At 35.0% G+C, this 22253-nt stretch carries 19 protein-coding genes and 1 pseudogene; 9 read left to right on the plus strand and 11 right to left on the minus strand.

Going from position 1 to position 22253, the window contains the following annotated elements; translation table 11 throughout:
* From EIY84_RS12025 to EIY84_RS10435, 6 genes and pseudogenes are all read left to right on the plus strand, one after another.
* Positions 1-118 (plus strand): annotated as a pseudogene (locus tag EIY84_RS12025) (IS30 family transposase); the annotation flags it as partial.
* A 205-nt stretch (positions 119-323) separates the two neighbouring features.
* A complete protein-coding gene (locus EIY84_RS10415; protein ID WP_124642930.1) occupies positions 324-1346 on the plus strand; it encodes a glutaminyl-peptide cyclotransferase in 1023 nt (340 codons plus the stop codon).
* A 90-nt stretch (positions 1347-1436) separates the two neighbouring features.
* Positions 1437-2201, plus strand: coding sequence for a hypothetical protein (locus tag EIY84_RS10420; protein WP_124642932.1), 765 nt, complete (start codon positions 1437-1439; stop codon positions 2199-2201).
* A 17-nt stretch (positions 2202-2218) separates the two neighbouring features.
* On the plus strand, positions 2219-2833 hold the full coding sequence (locus EIY84_RS10425; protein ID WP_124642934.1) for a deoxynucleoside kinase: 615 nt from the start codon (positions 2219-2221) through the stop codon (positions 2831-2833).
* A 25-nt stretch (positions 2834-2858) separates the two neighbouring features.
* Entirely contained in the window at positions 2859-3056 is a 198-nt protein-coding gene (locus EIY84_RS10430) for a hypothetical protein (RefSeq protein ID WP_124642936.1), read from the plus strand.
* Positions 3037-3384: an ArsC/Spx/MgsR family protein gene (locus EIY84_RS10435; protein WP_124642938.1), complete on the plus strand. Its 348-nt coding sequence runs from the start codon at positions 3037-3039 to the stop codon at positions 3382-3384. The genes EIY84_RS10430 and EIY84_RS10435 overlap by 20 nt, the downstream gene beginning before the upstream one ends.
* A gap of 37 nt (positions 3385-3421) precedes the next feature.
* On the opposite strand, the gene EIY84_RS10440 is transcribed toward EIY84_RS10435, so the two are convergent.
* Both EIY84_RS10440 and EIY84_RS10445 read right to left on the minus strand, forming a co-directional pair.
* Entirely contained in the window at positions 3422-5065 is a 1644-nt protein-coding gene (locus tag EIY84_RS10440; RefSeq protein ID WP_124642940.1) for a hypothetical protein, read from the minus strand.
* A 77-nt stretch (positions 5066-5142) separates the two neighbouring features.
* On the minus strand, positions 5143-5973 hold the full coding sequence (locus tag EIY84_RS10445) for an Omp28-related outer membrane protein (RefSeq protein ID WP_124642942.1): 831 nt from the start codon (positions 5971-5973) through the stop codon (positions 5143-5145).
* Between the two features lie 102 nt (positions 5974-6075).
* Here EIY84_RS10445 and EIY84_RS10450 point away from each other — a divergent pair, with 102 nt between their 5' ends.
* The 3 genes from EIY84_RS10450 (at position 6076) to EIY84_RS10460 (ending at position 8847) form a co-directional block, all read left to right on the plus strand.
* Entirely contained in the window at positions 6076-6555 is a 480-nt protein-coding gene (locus EIY84_RS10450; protein WP_124642944.1) for a TlpA family protein disulfide reductase, read from the plus strand.
* Positions 6556-8298 carry a DUF6029 family protein gene (locus EIY84_RS10455; RefSeq protein WP_124642946.1) on the plus strand — a complete coding sequence of 581 codons (1743 nt, stop codon included), beginning with the start codon at positions 6556-6558 and terminating at the stop codon, positions 8296-8298.
* 111 nt (positions 8299-8409) lie between these two features.
* A complete protein-coding gene (locus EIY84_RS10460) occupies positions 8410-8847 on the plus strand; it encodes an FKBP-type peptidyl-prolyl cis-trans isomerase (RefSeq protein WP_124642948.1) in 438 nt (145 codons plus the stop codon).
* Between the two features lie 57 nt (positions 8848-8904).
* On the opposite strand, the gene gpmI is transcribed toward EIY84_RS10460, so the two are convergent.
* The 9 genes from gpmI to EIY84_RS10505 all read right to left on the minus strand — a co-directional run bounded on the left by gpmI (position 8905) and on the right by EIY84_RS10505 (position 22219).
* Positions 8905-10434, minus strand: coding sequence for a 2,3-bisphosphoglycerate-independent phosphoglycerate mutase (gpmI, locus tag EIY84_RS10465; protein WP_124642950.1), 1530 nt, complete (start codon positions 10432-10434; stop codon positions 8905-8907).
* A 23-nt stretch (positions 10435-10457) separates the two neighbouring features.
* Positions 10458-11621, minus strand: a complete 1164-nt coding sequence (locus tag EIY84_RS10470) for a DNA cytosine methyltransferase (protein WP_124642952.1) — start codon at positions 11619-11621, stop codon at positions 10458-10460.
* 10 nt (positions 11622-11631) lie between these two features.
* The gene (locus tag EIY84_RS10475) at positions 11632-12414 is read right to left on the minus strand and encodes a restriction endonuclease (protein ID WP_124642954.1); all 783 of its coding nucleotides are present in this window, start codon (positions 12412-12414) and stop codon (positions 11632-11634) included.
* 33 nt (positions 12415-12447) lie between these two features.
* Positions 12448-13938: an MFS transporter gene (locus EIY84_RS10480; protein WP_124642956.1), complete on the minus strand. Its 1491-nt coding sequence runs from the start codon at positions 13936-13938 to the stop codon at positions 12448-12450.
* Positions 13939-14043: 105 nt separating this feature from the next.
* Positions 14044-15225 carry an acetyl-CoA C-acyltransferase gene (locus tag EIY84_RS10485; protein WP_124642958.1) on the minus strand — a complete coding sequence of 394 codons (1182 nt, stop codon included), beginning with the start codon at positions 15223-15225 and terminating at the stop codon, positions 14044-14046.
* Positions 15226-15376: 151 nt separating this feature from the next.
* Positions 15377-17497 (minus strand): Tex family protein, encoded by a 2121-nt coding sequence (locus tag EIY84_RS10490; protein WP_124642960.1) that lies wholly within the window; start codon positions 17495-17497, stop codon positions 15377-15379.
* A 21-nt stretch (positions 17498-17518) separates the two neighbouring features.
* Positions 17519-20176, minus strand: coding sequence for a hypothetical protein (locus EIY84_RS10495; protein WP_124642962.1), 2658 nt, complete (start codon positions 20174-20176; stop codon positions 17519-17521).
* Positions 20173-21153 carry a hypothetical protein gene (locus tag EIY84_RS10500; RefSeq protein WP_124642964.1) on the minus strand — a complete coding sequence of 327 codons (981 nt, stop codon included), beginning with the start codon at positions 21151-21153 and terminating at the stop codon, positions 20173-20175. Before EIY84_RS10500 ends, EIY84_RS10495 begins: the two co-directional genes overlap by 4 nt.
* Positions 21154-21241: 88 nt before the next feature.
* Entirely contained in the window at positions 21242-22219 is a 978-nt protein-coding gene (locus EIY84_RS10505) for a polyprenyl synthetase family protein (RefSeq protein ID WP_124642966.1), read from the minus strand.
* Positions 22220-22253 lie beyond the last annotated feature (34 nt).

Here is a 22253-nt window from a genome sequence, read left to right on the forward strand (position 1 = left end):
TGAAAGGGTAATAAATATTTTAAACAACAGACCACGAAAAAGATTTGGTTTTAAAACGCCCAATGAAATTTTCGCTCAAAAATTGAATGAAAACTGTGATGTTGCATTTATAACTTGAATCCACCAGCTAAAACAAAAGTAATAATAGAAAATACGCTGAAAGAAACACAAAAAGGTGGATAAAAACTACAAGTATGATTAATAATAAATAGTTCGATAGAAATTAATCAGGCTCTGAATACCGAAAATAGCGGAATAATATTTGTTTGTATGCATTCTTAATTCAATGAAATTAATTATTTTTGAAAACTAATCGGAAAAAAATGAAGAAAAGACTGATCCTACCGTTTGTAGGAATGTTACTGCTAAGTTCTTGTAATAAAGATGAAAAAATACTAAGTACACTTAGTGAATACAATATGGATATGCAGACCAAAGGCTATCATTTTGGGGATAAAATTTCGTTGCCAAAAGAGGTTACCGAAAATGCAGAATCCATTGCCATAAGCTTTGGCGATAAGGAAGTTGAAAATCTTACGATAGACCCTCAATTCTTCACTTTGGGAGACAATGCCGTAAGCTTTGTCATCAAAACAAAAAATGGAGAAACCCTATCGCAAGATGCCACCATAAATGTTTTTGCTAAAAATCCTGAAGCAAACATCAATTATACCCTTGTCAAAGAATATCCTCACAATCCGGCCAATTTTGTACAAGGTTTTCAGTTGGACGGAAACACCATCTACGAAAGCGATGGACAAAACGGAACTTCTCAGATCTTGAAATACGAATTGGGCAGTACTACACCCATTGCACACACACCGCAAAGTCAGGAAATTTTTTCCGAAGGCGCAGCCTTGGTGGGTGACAAAGTGTATCAGCTGACTTGGCAAAATAAAAAAGGTTTTATCTACAACAAATCCGATCTTAAATTGGAAAGCGAATTTGCCTATCCAAACATGATTGGCGAAGGCTGGGGCTTAACTTTTGACGGAAAAGATCTTTTGCTTTCAGACGGAACCAAAAACATTTATTTCTTAAATCCCAAAGATCCCAGCAAGGTTATTAAAACCATTTCTGTGGCCGGTAGCAACCAAGTCTATGATCAGCTAAACGAATTGGAGTACCACAACGGATATTTATACAGCAATGTTTGGCAAAAACCCATCATCTTAAAAATTAATCCTAAAACCGGTGAAGTGGTAGGCAAAATAGACCTAACGGAAATTGCCAAAAAAAATCAAAAAGGAAATGACGATGTCCTGAACGGCATTGCCTTCAAAGGAAATAACATGTTGGTAACGGGTAAAAATTGGTCAACGATTTATGAAATCGAACTGAAATAAAATTTTAAACGGGCATTAATAATATTTTGTACTTTTACAAAGCGTTCATTCTTATTTGAACGCTTTTTTTATTTTGCAAAAACAACGACCATGAGAATCTTAATCTTTATTTTTTTATGCTTTCATACGATTGCAACTGCCCAGAAACCTTGGCTTCCAGATCTGGCAACCGACCAACAAATAGACGATGCGCTAGTTGACGATTACAGCAACATCTACCTCTACAATAAAAAGAATTTTTCTTGGACAAAATACGACTCGATTGGGAAAGAAATGGGACGCATCATGATGACACAACCTTACCAAATACAGGATGTTGACAACCCGTTGAGCATCCCGCTTTTTTCACAAAATGCACAATCCATAAAATTTGTTGATGCCCATTTTACAGAAATACAAAAAATAGATTTAGGACAAACATTCGGTTTTATTGTTTCCGCTTATGTCGAAGATTTGCAACAAGCTTGGCTCTTAGACGAAAGCAATAACCGACTGGTGCAATACCTTTTTCGTGAGGACAAAACCATTAACTCCTACCCCATCAATTTGTCTTTTATAGAAATCAAAAATATTTTGGTTTATGATCAAAAGCTGCATGTTTTGAGAGAACAGTCTTTTGAAATTTATGATTTTAAGGGTAAAAAACTTTTACAAACCCCGATAAAACAAGGTAGAAAATTACGACGAGAAAACAATAAAATTATCATTATTTGTAAAAATGAAATTTTTGAAAGTGAAAATCTATCAAAACCAAAATCTATTTTTGGGAATGAAAAATCAGATCTTTTGGCAAAAAATAATCAAGGAATTTTTGTAATTCAAAAAAACAAAATTTATCTTTACCCTCTTAATTAAATCTTAACCCAATCACTATGCACATTGCTGTAACCGGGAATATTGGAGCCGGAAAAACCACACTTACCACCATGCTATCCAAACATTACGGTTGGGACGCTCAGTTTGAAGATGTCGATCACAACCCGTATTTGGAAGATTTTTATGCCGACATGAGTCAGTGGAGTTTTGCACTTCAAATATACTTCCTGGGAAGCCGTTTTCGACAGGTAAAAGAGATCCGTGAAAGTGGTAAAAATATTATTCAGGACAGGACCATCTACGAAGATGCCCATATTTTTGCAGAAAATCTCTTCGACATGGATTTGCTTTCAGAGAGGGATTTCAACAATTATTCATCGGTTTTCAACCTTATGAAATCCTTTGTTTCGGCTCCGGATTTGTTGATTTACCTAAAGTCTGATGTACCCAATTTGGTAAAAAAAATCTACAAAAGAGGCAGGGAATACGAAGCCTCCATTTCTATAGAGTACCTATCCAAGTTGAACCAAAAATACGAAAAATGGATCAGCAATTATACAGAAGGTAAGCTTTTGGTTATTGAGGTAGATGATCTGGATTTTGTAGAAAAACCCGAAGATTTCGGTTATATTTTGGAAAGAATTGAAGCAGAATTGAACGGCTTATTTTAAAATAAAACACCTAAAAACATATTTTATGAACTTTTTATTAGCACTTCCAGGAGGCTTCTCAGCATTCCACATTGCTTTTCTTTTCATCTATCTATTACCAATTTTGGGCATCATTTATTGGATGGTGAAGATGCTTAAAAATTCTAATGAAAACAAAAAATTACAACAAGAGATTTTATCCGAACTAAAAAAAAGAGAAAAGAATGATAAAGATCCTTCATAATGTATCGTGTTCCAAATCCAGAGCAGCGGTTCAGCATTTGGAAGACACCGAGACAACCTGCAACATAAGAAATTTTATTGAAGATCCTCTGAATGTTGATGAATTAAAAGATCTCCTGAAAAAACTAGATCTCCCCGTGCACGACATTATCAGAGATAATGAAGTTTTGTACCAAACCGAATTTGCAGATAAAAATTTGAATGCAGATGAACTTATAGAAATGCTTGCAAAACACCCTTCACTTCTACAAAGACCCATCATTATAAAAGGCGACAAAGCCATTATAGGAAGACCGGCAAGTCGAATAGACGAATTTTTGAAAGGATAAAAAAGTAAAAGGTTGCTCTACCAAAGCAACCTTTTTATTATACAAATTTTTCCAAAAAAGTAATTTCATTTTTTTTATTTCTAAAATTTGTTTTCCTTTTTAAGTCCGCAAAATACGATTTGTCATAATTTTTTATCATCCAATCCAACAATTGTATTTCATACTCGTTATAATCTTCAAAAACATCTAGCAATCTTTTTTTCAGTTTTATGATTAATTTATCATGATTAAAATTGTACAAAACTAACAGATGAGGCAGTATGGATACGGCCGGGATAAAGACATCTACCGAAGCCAACATGGTTGCATAATCGTTCTTATCCAACAGTATTTTGAATAACAAATCGGCTTCGTTTTGTTTTTTAAATATTTTATAATTTAGATGTTTTAATAGGGTTTTCTCAAGATTATTTAATACATTTTTATCCTTCAAATTATTTTTAATAAAATCATAATCTTCAAAATTTCTAAAACCTCGTTCTAATTTTAGCAATTTATAGAGAGCCATTTGATATTTATCCTCCGGAATTTTTGCTAAAATACCATCAATTATTTGATAATAAGGCTCATTGTATTCTTCATAATAATTATTTTGGATAATTGCATGGCAATACAGGAGCGATTCATAAGGATCAATTTTGGACAATTCGTTCAAAAGAATAATGTTATATTCATTTTCAAATTTCAAGGGTTTGAAAAAATCTTTAACTTCCTCAAAACGATTGGTATCTGCTACTATTTTTAATAAAATCGAATTAAAATCAACCGAAAAAGCAGTATTATTTTTAATCCATTTTTTTATGTATCCAATACAATGTTCTGCGATAATGTTTTTTTGTTCGTCATTTGCATATACATAGGTGGAAACAACAAAATCACGATTGAAAAAATAGAGGTTTTTAGCATTAATGAATGTATCCCAATACTCTACAGCAATTTTTTTCCATATTTCAATATTTTGGATTTGGTTGAATTGTATGACAATTTTATCTATAAATTCTTTTAAAAATTTCTTGTACCTTGTGCTCGAATCATAGAGTTGGTTGCTATAAAAAATGAGTTTGTATGCTGTTGCATTAAAAAATTCGTAGGGTAATATTGTATGTACATTTTGCTTTAAAAATTCGATAACGGGCTCAAAAGATTTATTTAATAGATCCGTTATTTTCTTATTTTCAGCTGCCGAGGCAGATTTTCTTTTCCCAATTACGGATTGTATGGTGCTTACCAAGATTTTTTCGACATCAGCAACAGTAAATTCTTTCTTCTGAGTATCAAATTCCAAAGTAAAAGCAAGTTGTGCTTCTTTATTTTTTTCTAAATAATTTAGCAACCAAGCCCTAATTTCATTCTCCGGCAAGGTATTCAACAGTATTTCGGTACTGCTTAATACTTTGGTTTTCGTCTTTCGTTTTTTGGGAGTTGTAGATTTTAATGCGGACACATTTTTTAGCAACGCAATTTCATGCAAGCAAAATCCGTTATTTCCACAATCGCAATTGTTATCCACCAAATCCCCATTACTATCAATCTCTATTACAATATCGAAAGATACATCTCCTTCATCTGCAAAGGCTATAAATCGATTGTTTTTTTCTTCTTCTACCTCTCTAAGTATTACTTTATCAGCCGATTTTAATTTTGCTGAACTGATGTTCTTTTCTAAATTATGAATATTCACAATAGTTTTTTTTCAAATATATAAAAAAAGTTACCCCTTTCGGAGTAACTTTAGTGATTTTAATAAAGAAATCTTGATTAAGGAGTTACCTCAAAAGATTGATCTTCATTAAGATTTGCTTTTCTTACATTTACAACTTTTCCATTGTAATCCATTACAAATGCAACTACAGAAATATTGGATGTATTGCTAACATTTGCTGGAATGGGTTGGCTAAAAGTTTTAGTCCAAGTTGTTCCACTAGTTGTTGTTCCATTCATCGATTCGCCCATTATATCTGTTAATGTAGCTCTTAAGACATTATCATGCTCAAAACCAGCAAGAGTTGATGCTCCACCGTAATATGAAGTATAATTCGTTTGGTTATATGTCAAATTATTCTCAAGTAGATAAACCACTAATTTAGATCCTGACATATCAGCCGCAAATTTAACTTTTACATCTAAATTAATAGTCCCATTACTAATCGTTGGTTTCAAAGCAATACCAAGATTAGCATCTGTACCTGTTAGATTCTTTACTTGATTTACATAACTAGGCTCAGGAGAATTCCAAGTTGTTTTTCTGTTCAACATTGCTGTTGGATAACCGGTCAAACCAATTTGAGCTTCTAATGCAGCTGCTGCAGGGAAATTATAGGGATCATTTCCTCTATGAATGGCTACAGGAACAGCTTTAATGCTTTGAGCCATAACTTGATCGATTGCATGTGCAACTCTTGGACAGTAACCACACCATGTACCGGTATAGTCTTCAATTAGAACATTTTTGGTGAATTTCCCAGTTGTAGTTCCACCTGAAGATGGTGGTGCTGGCGTTGGCGCTGGAGTTGAATCTTCACTACTGCCACCACAAGACATTAGTACTGCTGCTGTTAAAGCTAGCGTTGGAATAATTTTTTTAAACATAGTACACTTTTATTAAAGATTAGATGCAAAATAAAAAATATTTTTTTAGATTTGCAAAGGAAAATTTAAAAAAAATAAAAAATAAGTAAAATTTTAGTATAAATGAGAAAAATATTATTAGCTGCATCACTTTTTGTAGGGATGTCTATTTTCGGTCAGAAAAAAGTACCGAATGTTTCGTTAAAAAACTTTGAAGGAGTTACCGTTTCTAGTACTGAAAACTTTCAAGAAAAAGACAAAATCTATGTCTTTTCTTTTTGGGCTACTTGGTGCGCGCCTTGTTTACAAGAATTGGATACGGTAAACGATCTATACGATACTTGGAAATCTAAAAAAAATATGGAATTTGTTGCAGTAACCATTGATGATGCCAGAACCATAAAAAGAGTAAAACCTATGGTAAGTGGTAAAGGCTGGACTTTCCCGGTATTGTACGATGGCAACCAAGAATTTAAAAGAAAATTGGGCATTGTTAATGTTCCTTATCTAATGGTGGTAAAGAATGGTGAGGTGTTACTAACACAAAGTGGGCACACTCCTGGTGGTGAAGAGGAATTGTTCAACAAAATCGAAAAACTCTAGGTGAAAAAATTAGTTATACTCGCTTCTGTATTGGTTACAGCAGCATTTCAAGCTCAAGAGAATGATTCTATTCAAAACAAATTTAACATTTCCGGAAATTTCGAAAGTAACGGTCAGTGGTATACCAACGATGTCAAAAGACAGATAAAACACGATCCTATCCCTTTAAGATCCAACAATTATCTTTCTCTAAATGCCACTTACGGTAAGTTTTCTGCAGGAATACAAGCTGAAGCTTATGTCAATGAAGCCCTGCTCAATTACAATCCTAAATACACCAAAACCAATGTAGCCACCTATTATGCGAATTATAAGGATGATCAGTGGGACATTACTGCCGGTTATTTTTATGAACAATTTGGTAGTGGACTGGCTTTAAGATCTTGGGAAGACCGATCTTTAGGAATTAACAATGCACTTCGTGGTGGTCGTATTAAATATACACCAACCGAAAGCCTAGCGTTCACCGCTTTATACGGAAAACAAAGAACCGGTTTTGATGTTGCCAATAGCGATATTTATGGCTTCAATGCGGAGTTAGGATTGTCTAAATTGTTATTTCCACATTCCGAGTGGAACCTTAACTACGGCGGATCTGTCGTGAACAGAAGTGAAAACATCCCACAAGGTGTTTCCGGTTTCAACAAAAATACTTTTGTAATTTCTAACAGAATTGGTGTCGAGAAAAATAGTTTTTATGCCAATTTTGAACACGATTATAAATCACCTGATGTGGTTATCAATGCCGGGAAAATCAATTACGACTGGGTGAAAAATGGCTCTGCCTATTTACTAAATTTGGGTTATGCCGAAAGAGGTTTTGGGGTGGATGCAACCATTAGAAGAATTGAAAACATGCTTTTTCTTTCCGAAAGAAAGCCTGAAGTTTATTCTCCTGAAAATTCCAGCTTGAATTACAACGACAAAATCATGAATTATGTCCCTTCATTAACCAAACAACATCATTCCAGTCTTGCCAATATTTATGTGTACCAAACGCAAAATATGATCGCCATGCAGTTTGATGAAAAAATTCAAAAGTTTGGTGAAATAGGTGGACAGATTGATATGTTCTACGAATTCAAAAAAGGAACTGAACTGGGTGGAAAATACGGAACAAAAATTGCCGCCAACTTTGCAACTCTTTACAATCTGGCAGCCAATTATTCCTATTTTAATGCCAATGGAGACTATTCACCAAGTTTTACATCAAAATTTTTAGGTGCTGATCAAAATTATTTTAGAGAATTTTCAGTTGAAATTTCAAAAAAATTAAGCCCAACAATTAGAGGTAACATCTCCGTAATCAACCAACATTACAACGACCAATATGTAAGAGGAATTTTCCAAAAGTCGATTGTTAATGCCACCACTCTATTCTCTGAAGCTACTTTTTCTTTTGCCAACTCAAGATCCATTACGGCTTCCTTAGAACACATGTGGGCCAATGCCGACAGAAAAAATTGGCTCGGAGGATCATTGGAATATGTACACAACAACAACTGGTCGCTTTTCGTATCGGACATGTACAATTACGGTTTTGATCCTAACGAACATCTGATCAATCCTACCGATCTTTTCAAAATCCATTTTTACAATGTGGGAGCAACTTATAGACAAGGAAGTACCCGTATAAGTTTGAACTACGGAAGACAAAGAGGAGGTCTGGTTTGTGCCGGTGGTGTTTGCCGATATGTACCACCTAGTACAGGTTTGGGACTACAGATCAATACTACTTTCTAATTTTTTCTTGACCAAATCTATCTTTATATTTTCCAATGAGTCCTACCTTAGGCTCATTGGATTTTTTTATTCTTCAATACTTATTCTATATTTGCAATTTAAAAATCAATTATGGGCATAGCCGATTTATTATTCAAAAGAAAACAAGAAGCTACAGCTAAAAATTTAGCCGATGGTGAAAAATTTAGAGCTGAAAACGCAGAGAATCCCAATGTAACAACTCTTGAAAGTGGTTTACAATATGAAATTTTAGTGGATGCTGAAGGGGACAAACCCAAAGCAACGGATACGGTAAAATGCCACTATCACGGTACAACCATCAAAGGTGAGGTATTTGATTCTTCAGTAAAAAGAGGGCAACCGGCATCATTTCCCCTCAATCGTGTCATAAGCGGTTGGACTGAAGGATTGCAACTGATGTCTGTGGGGAGCAAATGGAAATTTACCATTCCACCGCATTTGGCTTACGGAGACCAACAAATTTCTAAAGAAATTGGTCCAAATTCCACATTAATTTTTGAAGTAGAATTGTTAGGAATTAACGAATAAAAGTAACAAAAAACCACTCAAATCGAGTGGTTTTTTACTTATTATGACAAAGGTATGTTAGCTTATCAATACTTTTCCTGTCATCACGGGAGGTATTTCTACATCCATTGCTTTTAGGATGCTAGGAGCCACATCTCCTAATTTTCCGGGAGTTAGTGTCCACGATTTGTTTTTATCCATCACAATCAGCGGTACCAAATTGGTCGAATGCTGTGTGTTGGGGCTTCCATCGGGGTTGATCATCACATCGGAATTTCCATGATCGGCCAGTATAAAAACGGTGTAACCGTGTTCATAAGCGGTATTGGCAACTTTTCCAATGCATTCATCCACCACTTCTGCGGCTTTTACCGCTGCTGAAAAGACACCTGTATGTCCCACCATATCGGTGTTGGCAAAATTTAAACAAATAAAATCCGAAGTTTCATTCTTCAATTCAACCAAGATTTTTTCTGTAATATCGTATGCGGACATTTCGGGTTTTAGATCGTAGGTTGCAACATCTTTAGGGCTGGGACAAAGGATTCTTTTTTCCCCTGAAAACACCTCTTCTCGACCACCAGAAAAGAAAAAAGTAACATGAGGATATTTTTCTGTTTCTGCAGTTCGAATCTGTGTTTTACCATTTTTCTCCAGTACTTCGCCCAAGGTTTCGGTTAGGATTTCTTCATCAAAAACCACTTGCACATCTTTGTAAGTGTCGTCGTATTTTGTAAGCGTAACATAATACAACGGCAAATGCTTCATGCTATAATCTTCAAAATCCTTTTGTGAAAGGACTTCCGTAATCTCACGACCTCTATCCGTACGGAAATTGAAACAAATGACAACATCTTCTTTTTCAATTTTTGCAACCCGAAGGCTGTTGTCTTTTAGGCAAATGATGGGTTTCAGAAATTCATCACTTATCCCATCGTCATAGGATTTTTGAATGGATTCTAAAACATCTCTGGTCGAAGTCCCGACACCATTTACCATTGCATCGTAAGCCAATTTCACCCTTTCCCATCGCTTATCTCGATCCATGGCGTAATATCTGCCGATAACAGAAGCCAGTTTTCCGGTGCTTTGTTTCATGTGGTTTAAAAGTTCTTCGATAAATCCTTTTCCAGAATGCGGATCGCAGTCTCTACCGTCTGTAAATGCGTGAACAAAAACCTGATCGTCCAGTCCAAATTCTTTTGCAGCAGACAAAAGCCCTTTCAGGTGGTTGATGTGAGAATGTACTCCACCATTGGAAACCAATCCTATGAAATGAACTTTTTTGTGATTGCTTTTGGCATAGTCGAAGGCTTCTACAATGGCTCTTTCTTTACCAATGGTTTTATTTTCCACCGCCATATTTAGTTTTACCAAATTTTGGTACACCACTCTACCGGCTCCCAGATTCATGTGTCCCACTTCGGAGTTTCCCATTTGTCCTTCGGGAAGTCCAACGGCCAAACCGCTGGCTTCTAATGTGGTATGCGGAAAGTTTTTGAGAAAACCATCCATATTGGGGGTTTTGGCTTGTGCTAAAGCAGAAACTTCAGGATTGCTCCCAATACCCCAACCATCGAGTATGGCTAATATTGCTTTTTTTGACATTTTATATTTGATTATGAGTTTTTCTAAATTTTTCCTTCAATTTCTTTACACAATGAAACCTTATTGTAAACAGAATTCACAAAATGATTTTTAATTGTTTCTTTGAGTGCTTTTGATAAAAAAGTAGGCACCGCATTTCCGATTTGCAAATTTTTATCTGTTCTGGATCCATAAAAAATATAATCATCCGGGAAGCATTGCAACCTTGCACCTTCTCTTGTCGTTAAAGGTCTTGGTGCGATTGGATGAATGCATCTTGATGAAGATGGTGTGCTTAAATTTCTTGTAATGGTTGTGCTTGGTCTTTTCCACCAAAGTCGGCAATATGTATTGGCAAAACCACTTTTGGGTCTTAAATCTTCGGGTAAATCTTTTGGAGAACCACCATCAGGAAGTTTTTCCATCAATTCTATCATTTTTGGATTGTTGACAGGCGCATTATGATCCATTAATTTTTCTGGTGCGTTTCTCCTCATTAATTTTTGAAAATCATTCATCGGAATGGTTTTATATTCACAAGATTCTTCACCACTTTTTATAAAAGGCAAATCACCAATTGCATCTTCTAGAGTTAAATACGGTAGCAATTCTTGAAATAAAGTAGGTTCTCCATCCAAGTTATTAAAATGTGTTGGTTCAGGGAAATAAAAGTCAGAATTTAATAAAGTTCCAATGATGATAATCCGTTCTCTTATTTGAGGAGCTCCATAATCGGCAGCGTTTAAAACCCTATATTTTACCTTATACCCTAAAGATTCGAAAAGGGAGATTATGGTTGAGAGTAATTCTCCTTTTTGCATGGATAAAAGTCCCTTAACATTTTCAAAAAGGAAAAATTTTGGTTTTATTTCAGTTAATACTCGATAATATTCCTGAAATAATTGCCCCCTCGGATCATCAATAATTCTTTTTCCAACCGTTGAATATGCCTGACAAGGTGGTCCCCCAACAACGATATCTATTTCTCCTTCGTCAATTCCAAAATCACTCTTTAAATCTTTAAGACCAAATTCTTTAATATCCTTATTATAAACTTTTACAAAGGGGTGATTTAGCTCATACGCTCTTGCCATGTTGGGCAAAATTTCATTGGCTGCAACAATTTCAAAATCATTATCATGTGCAAATCCATAACTTAATCCTCCAACTCCTGCAAATAAATCTATAATTTTAATTTTGTTTTTCATTATAAAAATTTTAATAAAACGAAAGTTCTGTTAGCATAGGTGGTTTTTCCGTAAGTTTCCAAATAAAATAATTTTGATCTATATTGAAAACAGTTTGTCCTTCCATTTGCTGTCTCGTAATCCAATTAACATTGTTGTCTTCTATCTCATCAATTTTTACAAAAGCAACTTGTCCATTGAATAAATCAAAATGGATTACAAAAGTAGAAATATTATTTTCAAATTTACTTCTTTTTGCCTCTTGTACTTTATGCTGTTTTATGTCATTTATACCTTGGAAACCTGACTGAACTTCAATTCTAATTACTTCTTTTGTTTTTAAACAAATCTCTAAATCAGCTTTTGGTGTTCTTTTAAAAGTTTCTATACTTTCTAAATCATCATCTCCAATGGTTTTAATTTTTGATATATCAATATCAAAAATTTTAGAAATTGCTTTTAAAAAATAAGTTGAAATAACAAATCCTCGCATCCAAGAAAAATAAACTTCTTCCGGTCTTCTTCCTTGATTGTTTAATCGTGTTATTATGTTGTTATTTTTTAGTTTTTGAAAAACTAAATCTATATTGTTCAATGTAAAATCATCAATTTCATCTAGTTTAAGTTCTTCAATTACTAAATCGTTAATTTTTTTAATAATTTCAGATAATCTACTGTTTAGTAACTGGATATAATTATAATCAACTGTAGGTGAAATATCTTTGGCTCCAAAAAAAGCTTTTACTCCACCCTGGTTTGTAAATCCTAACTTTTCTCTATATTCTTTAAAATATTTTGCATCTATTGTACTCATAATTTTCAATTAAAAAATTGTTTCGAAAATTCTTTACGCTTCTTTATCTCCTTTAAAAACCTTTAGATTGATAAATCGAATGAGGACTAATCCAATGGCGAAAAAAACGGACATGGAAAGTGCTGAAAACCTCATGTTATGGTACTTCTCAATCATGGTAGCAAAGATGAATGTCCCAAGGATAATTGCTAATTTTTCCAACACATCATAGAAACTAAAATAAGTGGTATTGTCCATGGAATCTTCCGGTAGCAATTTGGAGTAGGTCGATCTGGATATGGCTTGCAAACCGCCCATCACCAAACCTATAATTCCAGCTATTCCGTAGAATTGGTATTCGACATTTGGGTTTTCTTTGTTCAGATAATAAGCTGAAAGGCATGCAACAATCCAAAGAGCAATGGCGATTGAAATCACATTTTTATTTCCAATTTTCTTAGAAAGTTTAGAGAAAATAATCGCTCCAATTATGGCTTCTATTTGTATGATTAATAAAGTTAAAATTAATTTATCCTGAGCCATATTTATTTCACTTTTTCCAAACAAAGTGGCCATCAGGAAAATGGTTTGCATCCCAACTGAGTAAAAAAAGAAACTGGAGAGAAAAAATTTTAGATTTCTATCTTTAAACAAAACATTTCCCACCTTGAAAAGTTCTTTAAAACTCTGCTTGGCAATATCCACATAAAATGAAACATTGTCTTTGGCCACCTCGAACCATCCGCCTTGATTTTCGTGTTTTTTGAAGATGTTTTTATAATTTAACAAAACCAAATCTTTTGGGAGTTTGTCTTTAATATTCCCAAATTGGGGTAAATGCTTAAAGGTGTATTGAGAAAATCCAAACCACCAAGCTCCGGTGATTAGGAAGCTCAATCGGGTGTAGATAAGTGCTTGTTCATCCGTTTTAGCTAAAAATTTTATCAGAACCAAACAGATCACAACCAAAATAACAGAACCAATATAGCCGTAGACATAGCCTTTTGCCGAAAGTGCATCTTGCTGGTCTCGAGTGGCAATATCCGGAAGAAATGAATTGTAAAAAACCAAAGAACCCCAAAATCCTACAGATGCTGTAATGCTGAACAATATCCCTAGAAAAACATTTTCCATATTGGTAAACATGGCGAGTCCCATGCACGATGTTGCCCCTAAATATGCAAAAAATTGGAGAAAAGATTTTTTATTACCAATGGTGTCTGCCAAAGAGGATAAAAATGGAGATAACAAGACCACAATGAGAAAAGAAATGGTGAGTGAATATCCGTAAACGGCATCGGGTTGATAGGCTTTTCCAAAAATAGTAATCAGATTTCTGACCGGGACATCTATCCATTTTCCGGTGGCTGCAACAAATTCCTTCTTCTCGTGAGAAGTAGTGATGATGGAAAAATAAATTGGAAAAATGGTAGAGGTAATTACCAATGAATAAACGGAATTGGCCCAATCGTAAAAAGCCCAAGCTTTCATGATTTTCGGATTGTTTTTGATGGTATTTCCCTTTGATTGATCTTTGTCCGACATAGATTTAGTTTGTATTAAGTAACAAAAATAAAAAAACCATCAAGAAAAATGATAATAAAATCATCAATTCTTGATGGTTAAAGATATGAATTAAAATGAGAAGGATTAGTTCACATTTTCTATAACGATAGCACTTGCACCGCCACCACCGTTACAGATTGCAGCAGCACCGTATTTACCATTATTTTGCTTTAGTACATTGATTAGGGTAACAATAATTCTTGATCCTGAAGATCCTAGAGGATGTCCTAGAGATACCGCACCACCGTTTACATTGACTTTTGCAGCATCCAATCCTAAGATTTTATTGTTGGCAAGACCAACCACAGAAAACGCCTCGTTGAACTCGAAGAAATCGATATCAGAAACCTCCAAGCCTGCTTTTTTAAGCGCTATTGGAAGTGCTTTTGCAGGTGCCGTAGTAAACCATTCCGGCTCTTGAGAAGCATCGGCATACGATACAATTTTAGCCAATGGTTTCAGTCCCAATTCTTCCATTTTTTCTTTGGACATCAATACCAAAGCCGAAGCTCCGTCATTCAAAGTAGATGCATTAGCAGCGGTAACTGTTCCGTTCTCTCTTTGGAATACGGTTGGCAAAGTACCAATTCTTTCGAAATTAACCGATTTGTACTCTTCATCTTCAGCAAAAATTACAGGCTCACCTTTTCTTTGTGGAATTTCTACAGATACGATTTCATCGGCAAATTTTCCTTCGCTCCATGCTTTTGCAGATCTTTTATACGATTCTACAGCAAAGTTGTCTTGATCTTCTCTAGAAAGTTGATATTCTGCAGCACATTTTTCAGCACAAACTCCCATGTGTACTTTATTATAAACATCTGTAAGTCCGTCCAATACCATTCCGTCTTGCATTTTAACATCGCCCAATTTGGTAGCATTTCTTGCCGCAAAATAATGAGGTACTTGGCTCATGTTTTCCATACCACCGGCAACGATAACCTCTCTATCTCCAGCTTTTATGGCTTGAGACGCCATCATAACCGCTTTCATACCCGATGCACAAACTTTATTCACTGTTGTTGCAGGAGTCTCAATAGATAAACCTGCACCAATAGCAACTTGTCTTGCAGGAGCCTGACCTTCACCGGCTTGCAAAACATTTCCCATATAGATTTCTTCTACCACATTGGGGTTGATGTTTGCTTTTTCAAGAGCGCCTTTTACAGCAGTTGCTCCCAACTTGGTTGCAGGTACAGTAGATAGGCTTCCTCCGAAACTTCCCATTGGTGTTCTGGCAGCTGCCACGATAAATACTTCTTTCATAATTTTATTCTATTATTATTGATTCTTTTTAAAAAAGTTGTGCCAATTTACAAATTTTATAATTGATAGTAAAATCAAATTAACATATTGATTAATACTACATTACATACAATTTAAATAATACGACACTTTCAGAAATTGAAGACGAAATCTACAATATCATCGTTAGTTGTATTCGTTTTCTTTGCACATCCACTTCCACTACTTTTACCTCTACCGTTTGGTGGAGTTTAACCACTTCTGAAACATCGGAAACAAAGCCGTCTTTGAGCTGAGAAATGTGAACCAGTCCGCTTTCTTTTATTCCCAAATCGACAAAGCAACCGAAAGCTGTAATGTTGTTAACGATCCCCGGCAGAACCATGCCGATTTGTAAATCGTCCATTTTTTTTATTCTGGCATCAAATTGGAAAATTTTAGCCGATTTTCTGGGATCCAATCCTGGTTTTTCCAGCTCTTTCAAGATGTCTTTTATCCCGAGAATTCCAATTTCGTCGTTTATAAAATCTTCAGGTTTTAGCAAAGCTATTTTCTCTTTGTTGGCGATGAGTTCTTCGGTTTTTAGGGATAGGGATTTCGCCATTTTATCCACCAATTTATAGGCTTCGGGATGAACAGCCGAGTCGTCCAAAGGATTTTGGGATTGTTTAACCCGAATAAAAGCAGCGGCTTGCTGAAATGCTTTTTCACCCAATCTCGGTACTTTTTTAAGGTCGTTTCTACTTTTGAAAGCACCGTTTTCCGAGCGATAATTAACGATGTTTTCTGCCATTTTCTCCCCAATTCCGGACACAAAAGCAAGCAAGGATTTGCTGGCCGTATTCAGGTTGACGCCTACGGAATTCACCGTTCTAATCACTGTATTTTCCAGTTCCAATTTTAATTTTGCTGGATTAACATCGTGTTGATACTGTCCAACACCGATGGATTGCGGGTCGATCTTTACCAGCTCTGCCAAAGGATCCGAAAGTCGTCTACCAATGGAAACAGCACCTCTCACGGTGACATCATAATTTGGAAATTCGTCCCTAGCAATTTTACTTGCCGAATAAACCGAAGCGCCGGCTTCTGAAACCACAAAAACTTGCAGATCTCTATCGAATCCTATTTTTTTTATAAAATGTTCGGTTTCCCGACTTGCGGTACCGTTTCCGATGGAAATGGCTTGAATTTTAAACGACTGTACCAATGATTTTATTTTTTTCATTGCCATTGTCGTTTCGTTTTGTGGAGCATGAGGATAGATGGTTTCGTTGTGCAGAATGTCTCCTTTTTCATCCAAACAAACCACCTTGCAACCGGTTCTGAATCCAGGATCTATTGCCAAAATTCTTTTTTCGCCCAAAGGCGAAGCCATAAGAAGTTGTTGCAAATTTTCCGCAAAAATAGCGATGGCTTTGTCGTCTGCTTTGTCTTTGGCTTCTTGCAAAATTTCATTGGAAATGGCAGGCTCTAAAAGTCTTTTGTAAGAATCGGAAATGGCCATTTCTATTTGTTTGGCAGATTCGGTATTGGATTTTATGATGAATTTTTCCATCATGTCCAATACTTCATCTTTATCCACCTGAACGGATGATTTTATAAAACCCTCATTTTCAGCTCTTAAAATTGCCAACAACCGGTGCGATGGTATTCGGTTCAGTACTTCTTCCCATTCAAAATATTGCTTGTATTTTTGTGCCGTTTCTTCCTCTTTTTTAGCTTTCACCACCTTGGTTGTGATGGTTGCTTTTCTTTGAAAAATTTTTCTTGCATTTCTACGGATTCCAATATTCTCGTTAATCCATTCTGCCATAATATCCCGTGCACCTTGCAGCGCAGCATCTTCATCCAAATCAGCGGTTACAAATTTTCTTACCAGAGAAGCAATGGATTGATTTCCCTGGCTCATGATCATTTTTGCCAAAGGTTCTAATCCTTTTTCTCTGGCAGCATCGGCTTTGGTTTTCTTTCTTTTTTTATACGGCAAATACAGGTCTTCCAAAGCCTGAATATCAAAAGAAGCATCGATTTTTTGTTGCAAATCTGCGGTCAAAAAGCCTTGCTCGTCAATGGATTTCAGAATGCTTTGTTTTCTCTTATCAATTTCTAGATATTGCTTGGATAATTTTGAAATCTCTTCAATGGCAACTTCATCCAAATTACCGGTTTTATCCTTTCGATAACGGGCGATAAAAGGAATGGTGCAATCTTCTGACAACAATTGTAAAGTTGCACTGATGCTTGATATTGAAATTTGACTATGTCCTTGAATATACGATTCTAAATTCATGAAAATTAGATAAAAATGGGGTTATTGGCTTAAAAAATGTTGGTAATACAAACAACTTCCTGATAGTTTTTTTGAGGTTTCTGTATCTTGATATTCATTTTTCAAAATGGTAAAATACGATCTGTATTTTTGATTTTTTATGGTTGACATTCTATTGAAATATTCTTTTTGCTTCTGATCATAATTGGGATCGTCATACGAAATTTCGACTTGATTGCTCGTATCGTATTGATAAAATTTTCCTTGCTCGGCACTTGCCATTTGGAACAAAATTCTGGCTTTTTGTTCTTTATCCTTGCATTTGTCCAATGCTTTTTGGTAGTATCCAAGTGCCAGATTAAAATCGTCCCTTTCTGAAAAGACATTGCTCGAATAATTTTTAAAATAAATGGTATAGTTGAACGGTTTTTCTGCAAAACGATACTTTCCACCATCGCCGTTGTTGATGTCCATCACAAAAACATCCCTAAAATAACCCAATGCCGATGTGTTGTACAAAATATTTCCTATGAGTTGGTTGGCATTTGCTGCTGTACGACCCTCGCCTTCTCCCAATTTTTGAAGTTGGATTAAAGTATTGGCAATTTCCAATTTATTCATGAAGGGTTTTATCGTTGGAAAATCAGCAACAAAAGTTTCTGCTTTCAGGGTTTGATTGGCCGGACTGGAAAAACTTTCCCAGACATTGTGCCCAAATATTAATCCTGAAACATTGCTGAAGCCATTGTAACTACCCTTCGAATCGATTTTTTCATATTCTCCAGTATCAAAATTATACTTTTCTCTGTAGGTTGGATATGCGGCGAATGAATGCGCATTTTCATAGTAGGATTTGGCTTTAGCAAATTGACCTTCCTTCATGGCATAATCTCCATAAACAACAGAAAAATAGGCATCGACATCACCAACATTTTCCATATTTTTTAGGATAATATTTTTCTCAAAATCATTTTTATCGGTTTTTTTGTAGAAGGTTTCCAGCTTTTGTGCCAATAGCAAATCCGGATTGTATCGGAAATCTTGAAGGGTATTGTTCATCAAAAACGATTTGGCCAAATCGCCTTGCAGGAAGTAGCGATTGGCAAAAATGTCCCTTAAAAAATCCAAGGTTGTTGGATAGACGGCACCATACAATTCAGCTTCTGGACCGGATCCGTTTTCGTGCAAGAAGTTGTCTTTATTTTCAAAAAAAGATTGATATTTTTTATAAAATTTTTCTTCAAAATTTTTGTCAATTGTAGGCTGAGAAACAACATCATTAAGCATTTTCATTTTGCTAATTTCTGTTGCATACATTTCGTTTTTGGTTTTTATACCTTCCAGAATTTCATTGGATTTGTCATAATTTCGGTTTAGAAATTCCAAATAGGCCAAAGAGATTTTCCAAAACTCGGACTGTGGATTTTTAGCACTGGTTTTTTCTACAAATTTCATCAACTCAGGAAGGTTATTGTTATCTTTTTCTTCTTCTTGGTTCTGAAAATTATTTTTTTCAAAAAAAGGAATTCTATGGGCATCGTTCACCCAGTGTTCTTCGCTTTTTTTTGTTGAATTTCCTGTGAAAATAGCCTTTATAAAGTTCCAAATTTTTTGGAAAAAGCTTATTTTTCTATCCTCAATTTTATTTTCTGTTGGGACTTTTCCTTGATCGTTTTTAGCATTTTGCTCGTAATAAATGGGGAGGTAAGACCTTTCCAATTCATTGATACCTCTAGCTGCCAATACCTGTAACAATTCGGATTGTGGGTTGATTTTGTAAAGTTCTTCCATCATGGGAAGAGGTTTGTTAAAATCTTGGTACCCTAAAATGAAAGTCAAATATTCCTTTTCTTTTTGAGTTTTACAGCGAGAATCCAGATTGACTAAATCCAAATTGTGCGTTATTTTCATTGATGTAAAAGCAGAAGGCTTTAACGAGTTAGAATGAACAAAAACTTGGAAAAAATTCCAATTGGCGTCTTCCGTTTTTCCCAAACCATTCTGTGCTCCGGCCAATTGGTTCAGAGCATAATAATAAGGTGCCGTTTTTAAATTCAACGGTTCTACCCAATTTTTAAAAGTCGTTATTGCTTCTTCATAATTTCTGGTGTAATGATTGAACCTCACCAATTGATAACCGTATCTCAGCTTAATATTCGGGTCTTTTGTTTGGTCATACAAAGATTTCAGTGTAGAAATGGTTTTTTGATAATTGAGCTTTGTAGCATCTTTATCATCCGTTACTTCCCTAAAATAAAAAGAATCTGGACTTTCTACATAAGAAATTTTCATATACGGTTCCAGATTTTTGGCCTCGATAAGATAGTCGATTCCTTCTTTGTATTTGTTATAAAATCCTACACCGTATTTATTTTGAAGACTGCTCTTTAGCAATCCGTTTTTCAAGTCATGAAGCTCATTAACAGGTACTTTATAGACCAAATCGTGTACCTCTTGATAGGACAATTTTTCCCCAAAGTACTTTTGCCATTCCAAAATATTGTCTTGTTGAAAAGTATTGTTTTTCTGAAGATAATACGCATTGGAATACGATAATAGAAACGGGTTGAGCGACTGATCTTTTATTATACTTTGGGTAAATAAATTGAAATATTCATAATCCGGATCGTACCAAGAACATGCTTTGGAGTTTTGAAGGCTTAAAACCACTAAAGAAATGCTTAAAAAGATTTTTTTCATAATATTTTGAAGTGTTTTTGTACAAATTTAGAATTAAGTTGGTAATAAATTAGGTTAAAATTTTCAATTTTAGAATCTAAAAAATCAATAACTTCTAACAATTGATCATCCGAAATTTCTTCAATTTTTATTCTGAACCCTTTGTTGAGGTAAAAACCAAAATAAAACCCGTCTTTTTCCACCAAAACTTCATTTTCTTTTATTTTTTTTAAACCGGCAACTTTCAAATCATTACCATTCAATCCATTTATTAATTTATGTTTTCCCAAATGATTGGTCACAATGCCCCAAGAGTAAATGGGAAGCGCAACATCCATATTTCGGATGGGATAATTTTGTACATTACTAAGGTATTTTTTCAAAATTTCTACATCCAAAATCGAATTTTTATCAGAATTTTCTAAAGGTGATGAAGTAGAATAACACATGAGATAGACCTTAGAAACTGGAGGTACACCCATTTTTTCCTTATACCTTACCTGATGCAACCTTAGCGTCGAGGTTATTTCTTTTTTTGAAACTTTTTCCAATTCCTTCAGAAAATAAAAATAATCGTCCTTGGTACCTGCCGTCCAATCGCAATCGATCTGGATTTCCGGACTTTTTTCAAACTGAAAATCTTTGGTTTTCTTCTCAATTAACTGATGTATTTGTTTTGCCAAAAATTGAAGTTCATCTTTTTTTATGTTAATGAAGGTACGGTTGGTAATAAAAATGACCGGAACAATCTTTTTAGTACTCTGAAACGATGATTCTTTAATCGCAACTGCAACAGGTTGAAATTTTCCGTCCCGCTTATCTACATCAAAAAAACGAGTGTACAAAAATGGAGTAACCGCATTGCTAAGCGCTTCTTTCTCCTGATGATCTAGGCTGAGCGTGGTTTTCCAATAATAAAAGGTATGTTGTTTTTGTTCTTGCTTTTTCTTGCAAGAAAATAGAAAAACAAGCAATAAAAATGAAAAAAAATAGTTCATGGGAAAGAAAAATTACAAATAAACAACCCTAATGGATATACTAAAAAGCATACCAAAAATGTTAAAGAAATGTTAAATTTATAAGTATTTAAAATTTTCTTTCGACCACATAATCCAACATAAGCACGAGGGATTTTTTGGCTTCAGAATCCGGGAAATCGGACAAAAGTTGCTTTGCTTTTTGTTGAAAATCCTTCATCACGGAGATGGCATAATCCAAACCTCCGGAGTTTTTTACAAATTCTATCAACTCTTTTACTCGCTTGGGATTGTTGTTGTACCTTTTTATGGTTTCAAAATAGTATTTGTAATCTTGTGGGCTTGCATTTTTCAGGGTATAAATCAAAGGAAGTGTCATTTTTTGTTCTTTGATGTCTATCCCAACGGGTTTTCCGATTATATTTTTAGATAGATAATCGAACAAATCGTCTTTGATCTGAAAAGCCATTCCCGTGTAGGTCCCAAAATCTTGCATCTTTTTCGCCAAATCTTTATCGGCACCGTTGGACAGAACTCCAATCTCGCAACATGCCGCAATAAGTGTTGCTGTTTTCTGACGAATGATTTCGTAATAAACTTCTTCTGTAATATCCAGTTTTCTGGCTTTTTCTAATTGTAAAAGCTCGCCTTCACTCATCTCACGAATGGTTCTTGCAATCACAGAAAGCAGGTCATAATCTTGGTTGTCTGTAGAAAGAAGTACGGATTTGGACAAAAGATAATCGCCCACCAATACGGCAATTTTATTTTTCCAAAGAGCATTGATGGAGAAAAAACTTCGTCGTTTAAAGCTTTCATCCACCACATCGTCATGTACCAAAGTTGCGGTATGGATCAACTCAATCATAGAAGCACCTCGATAGGTTTTCTCGTTGACCGTACCCACCAATTGTGCGGTAAGAAATACAAACATCGGTCGCATTTGTTTTCCTTTTGTGGTGACGATAAAACGGGTAACTTTATCCAGTAAGGGTACATTGCTTTGCATGGATTGATAAAACTTTTCTTCAAAAAGTTTCATTTCATTTGCAATTGGGCGTTTAATTTCTTCTACGATTTTGGACACTTAGAGTATATTATGAACTAATATTTAGCCTATT

Origin of the sequence: Amniculibacterium aquaticum (assembly GCF_003852705.1) — a bacterium.
In the GTDB taxonomy this organism is placed as follows: Bacteria; Bacteroidota; Bacteroidia; order Flavobacteriales; family Weeksellaceae; genus Amniculibacterium; species Amniculibacterium aquaticum.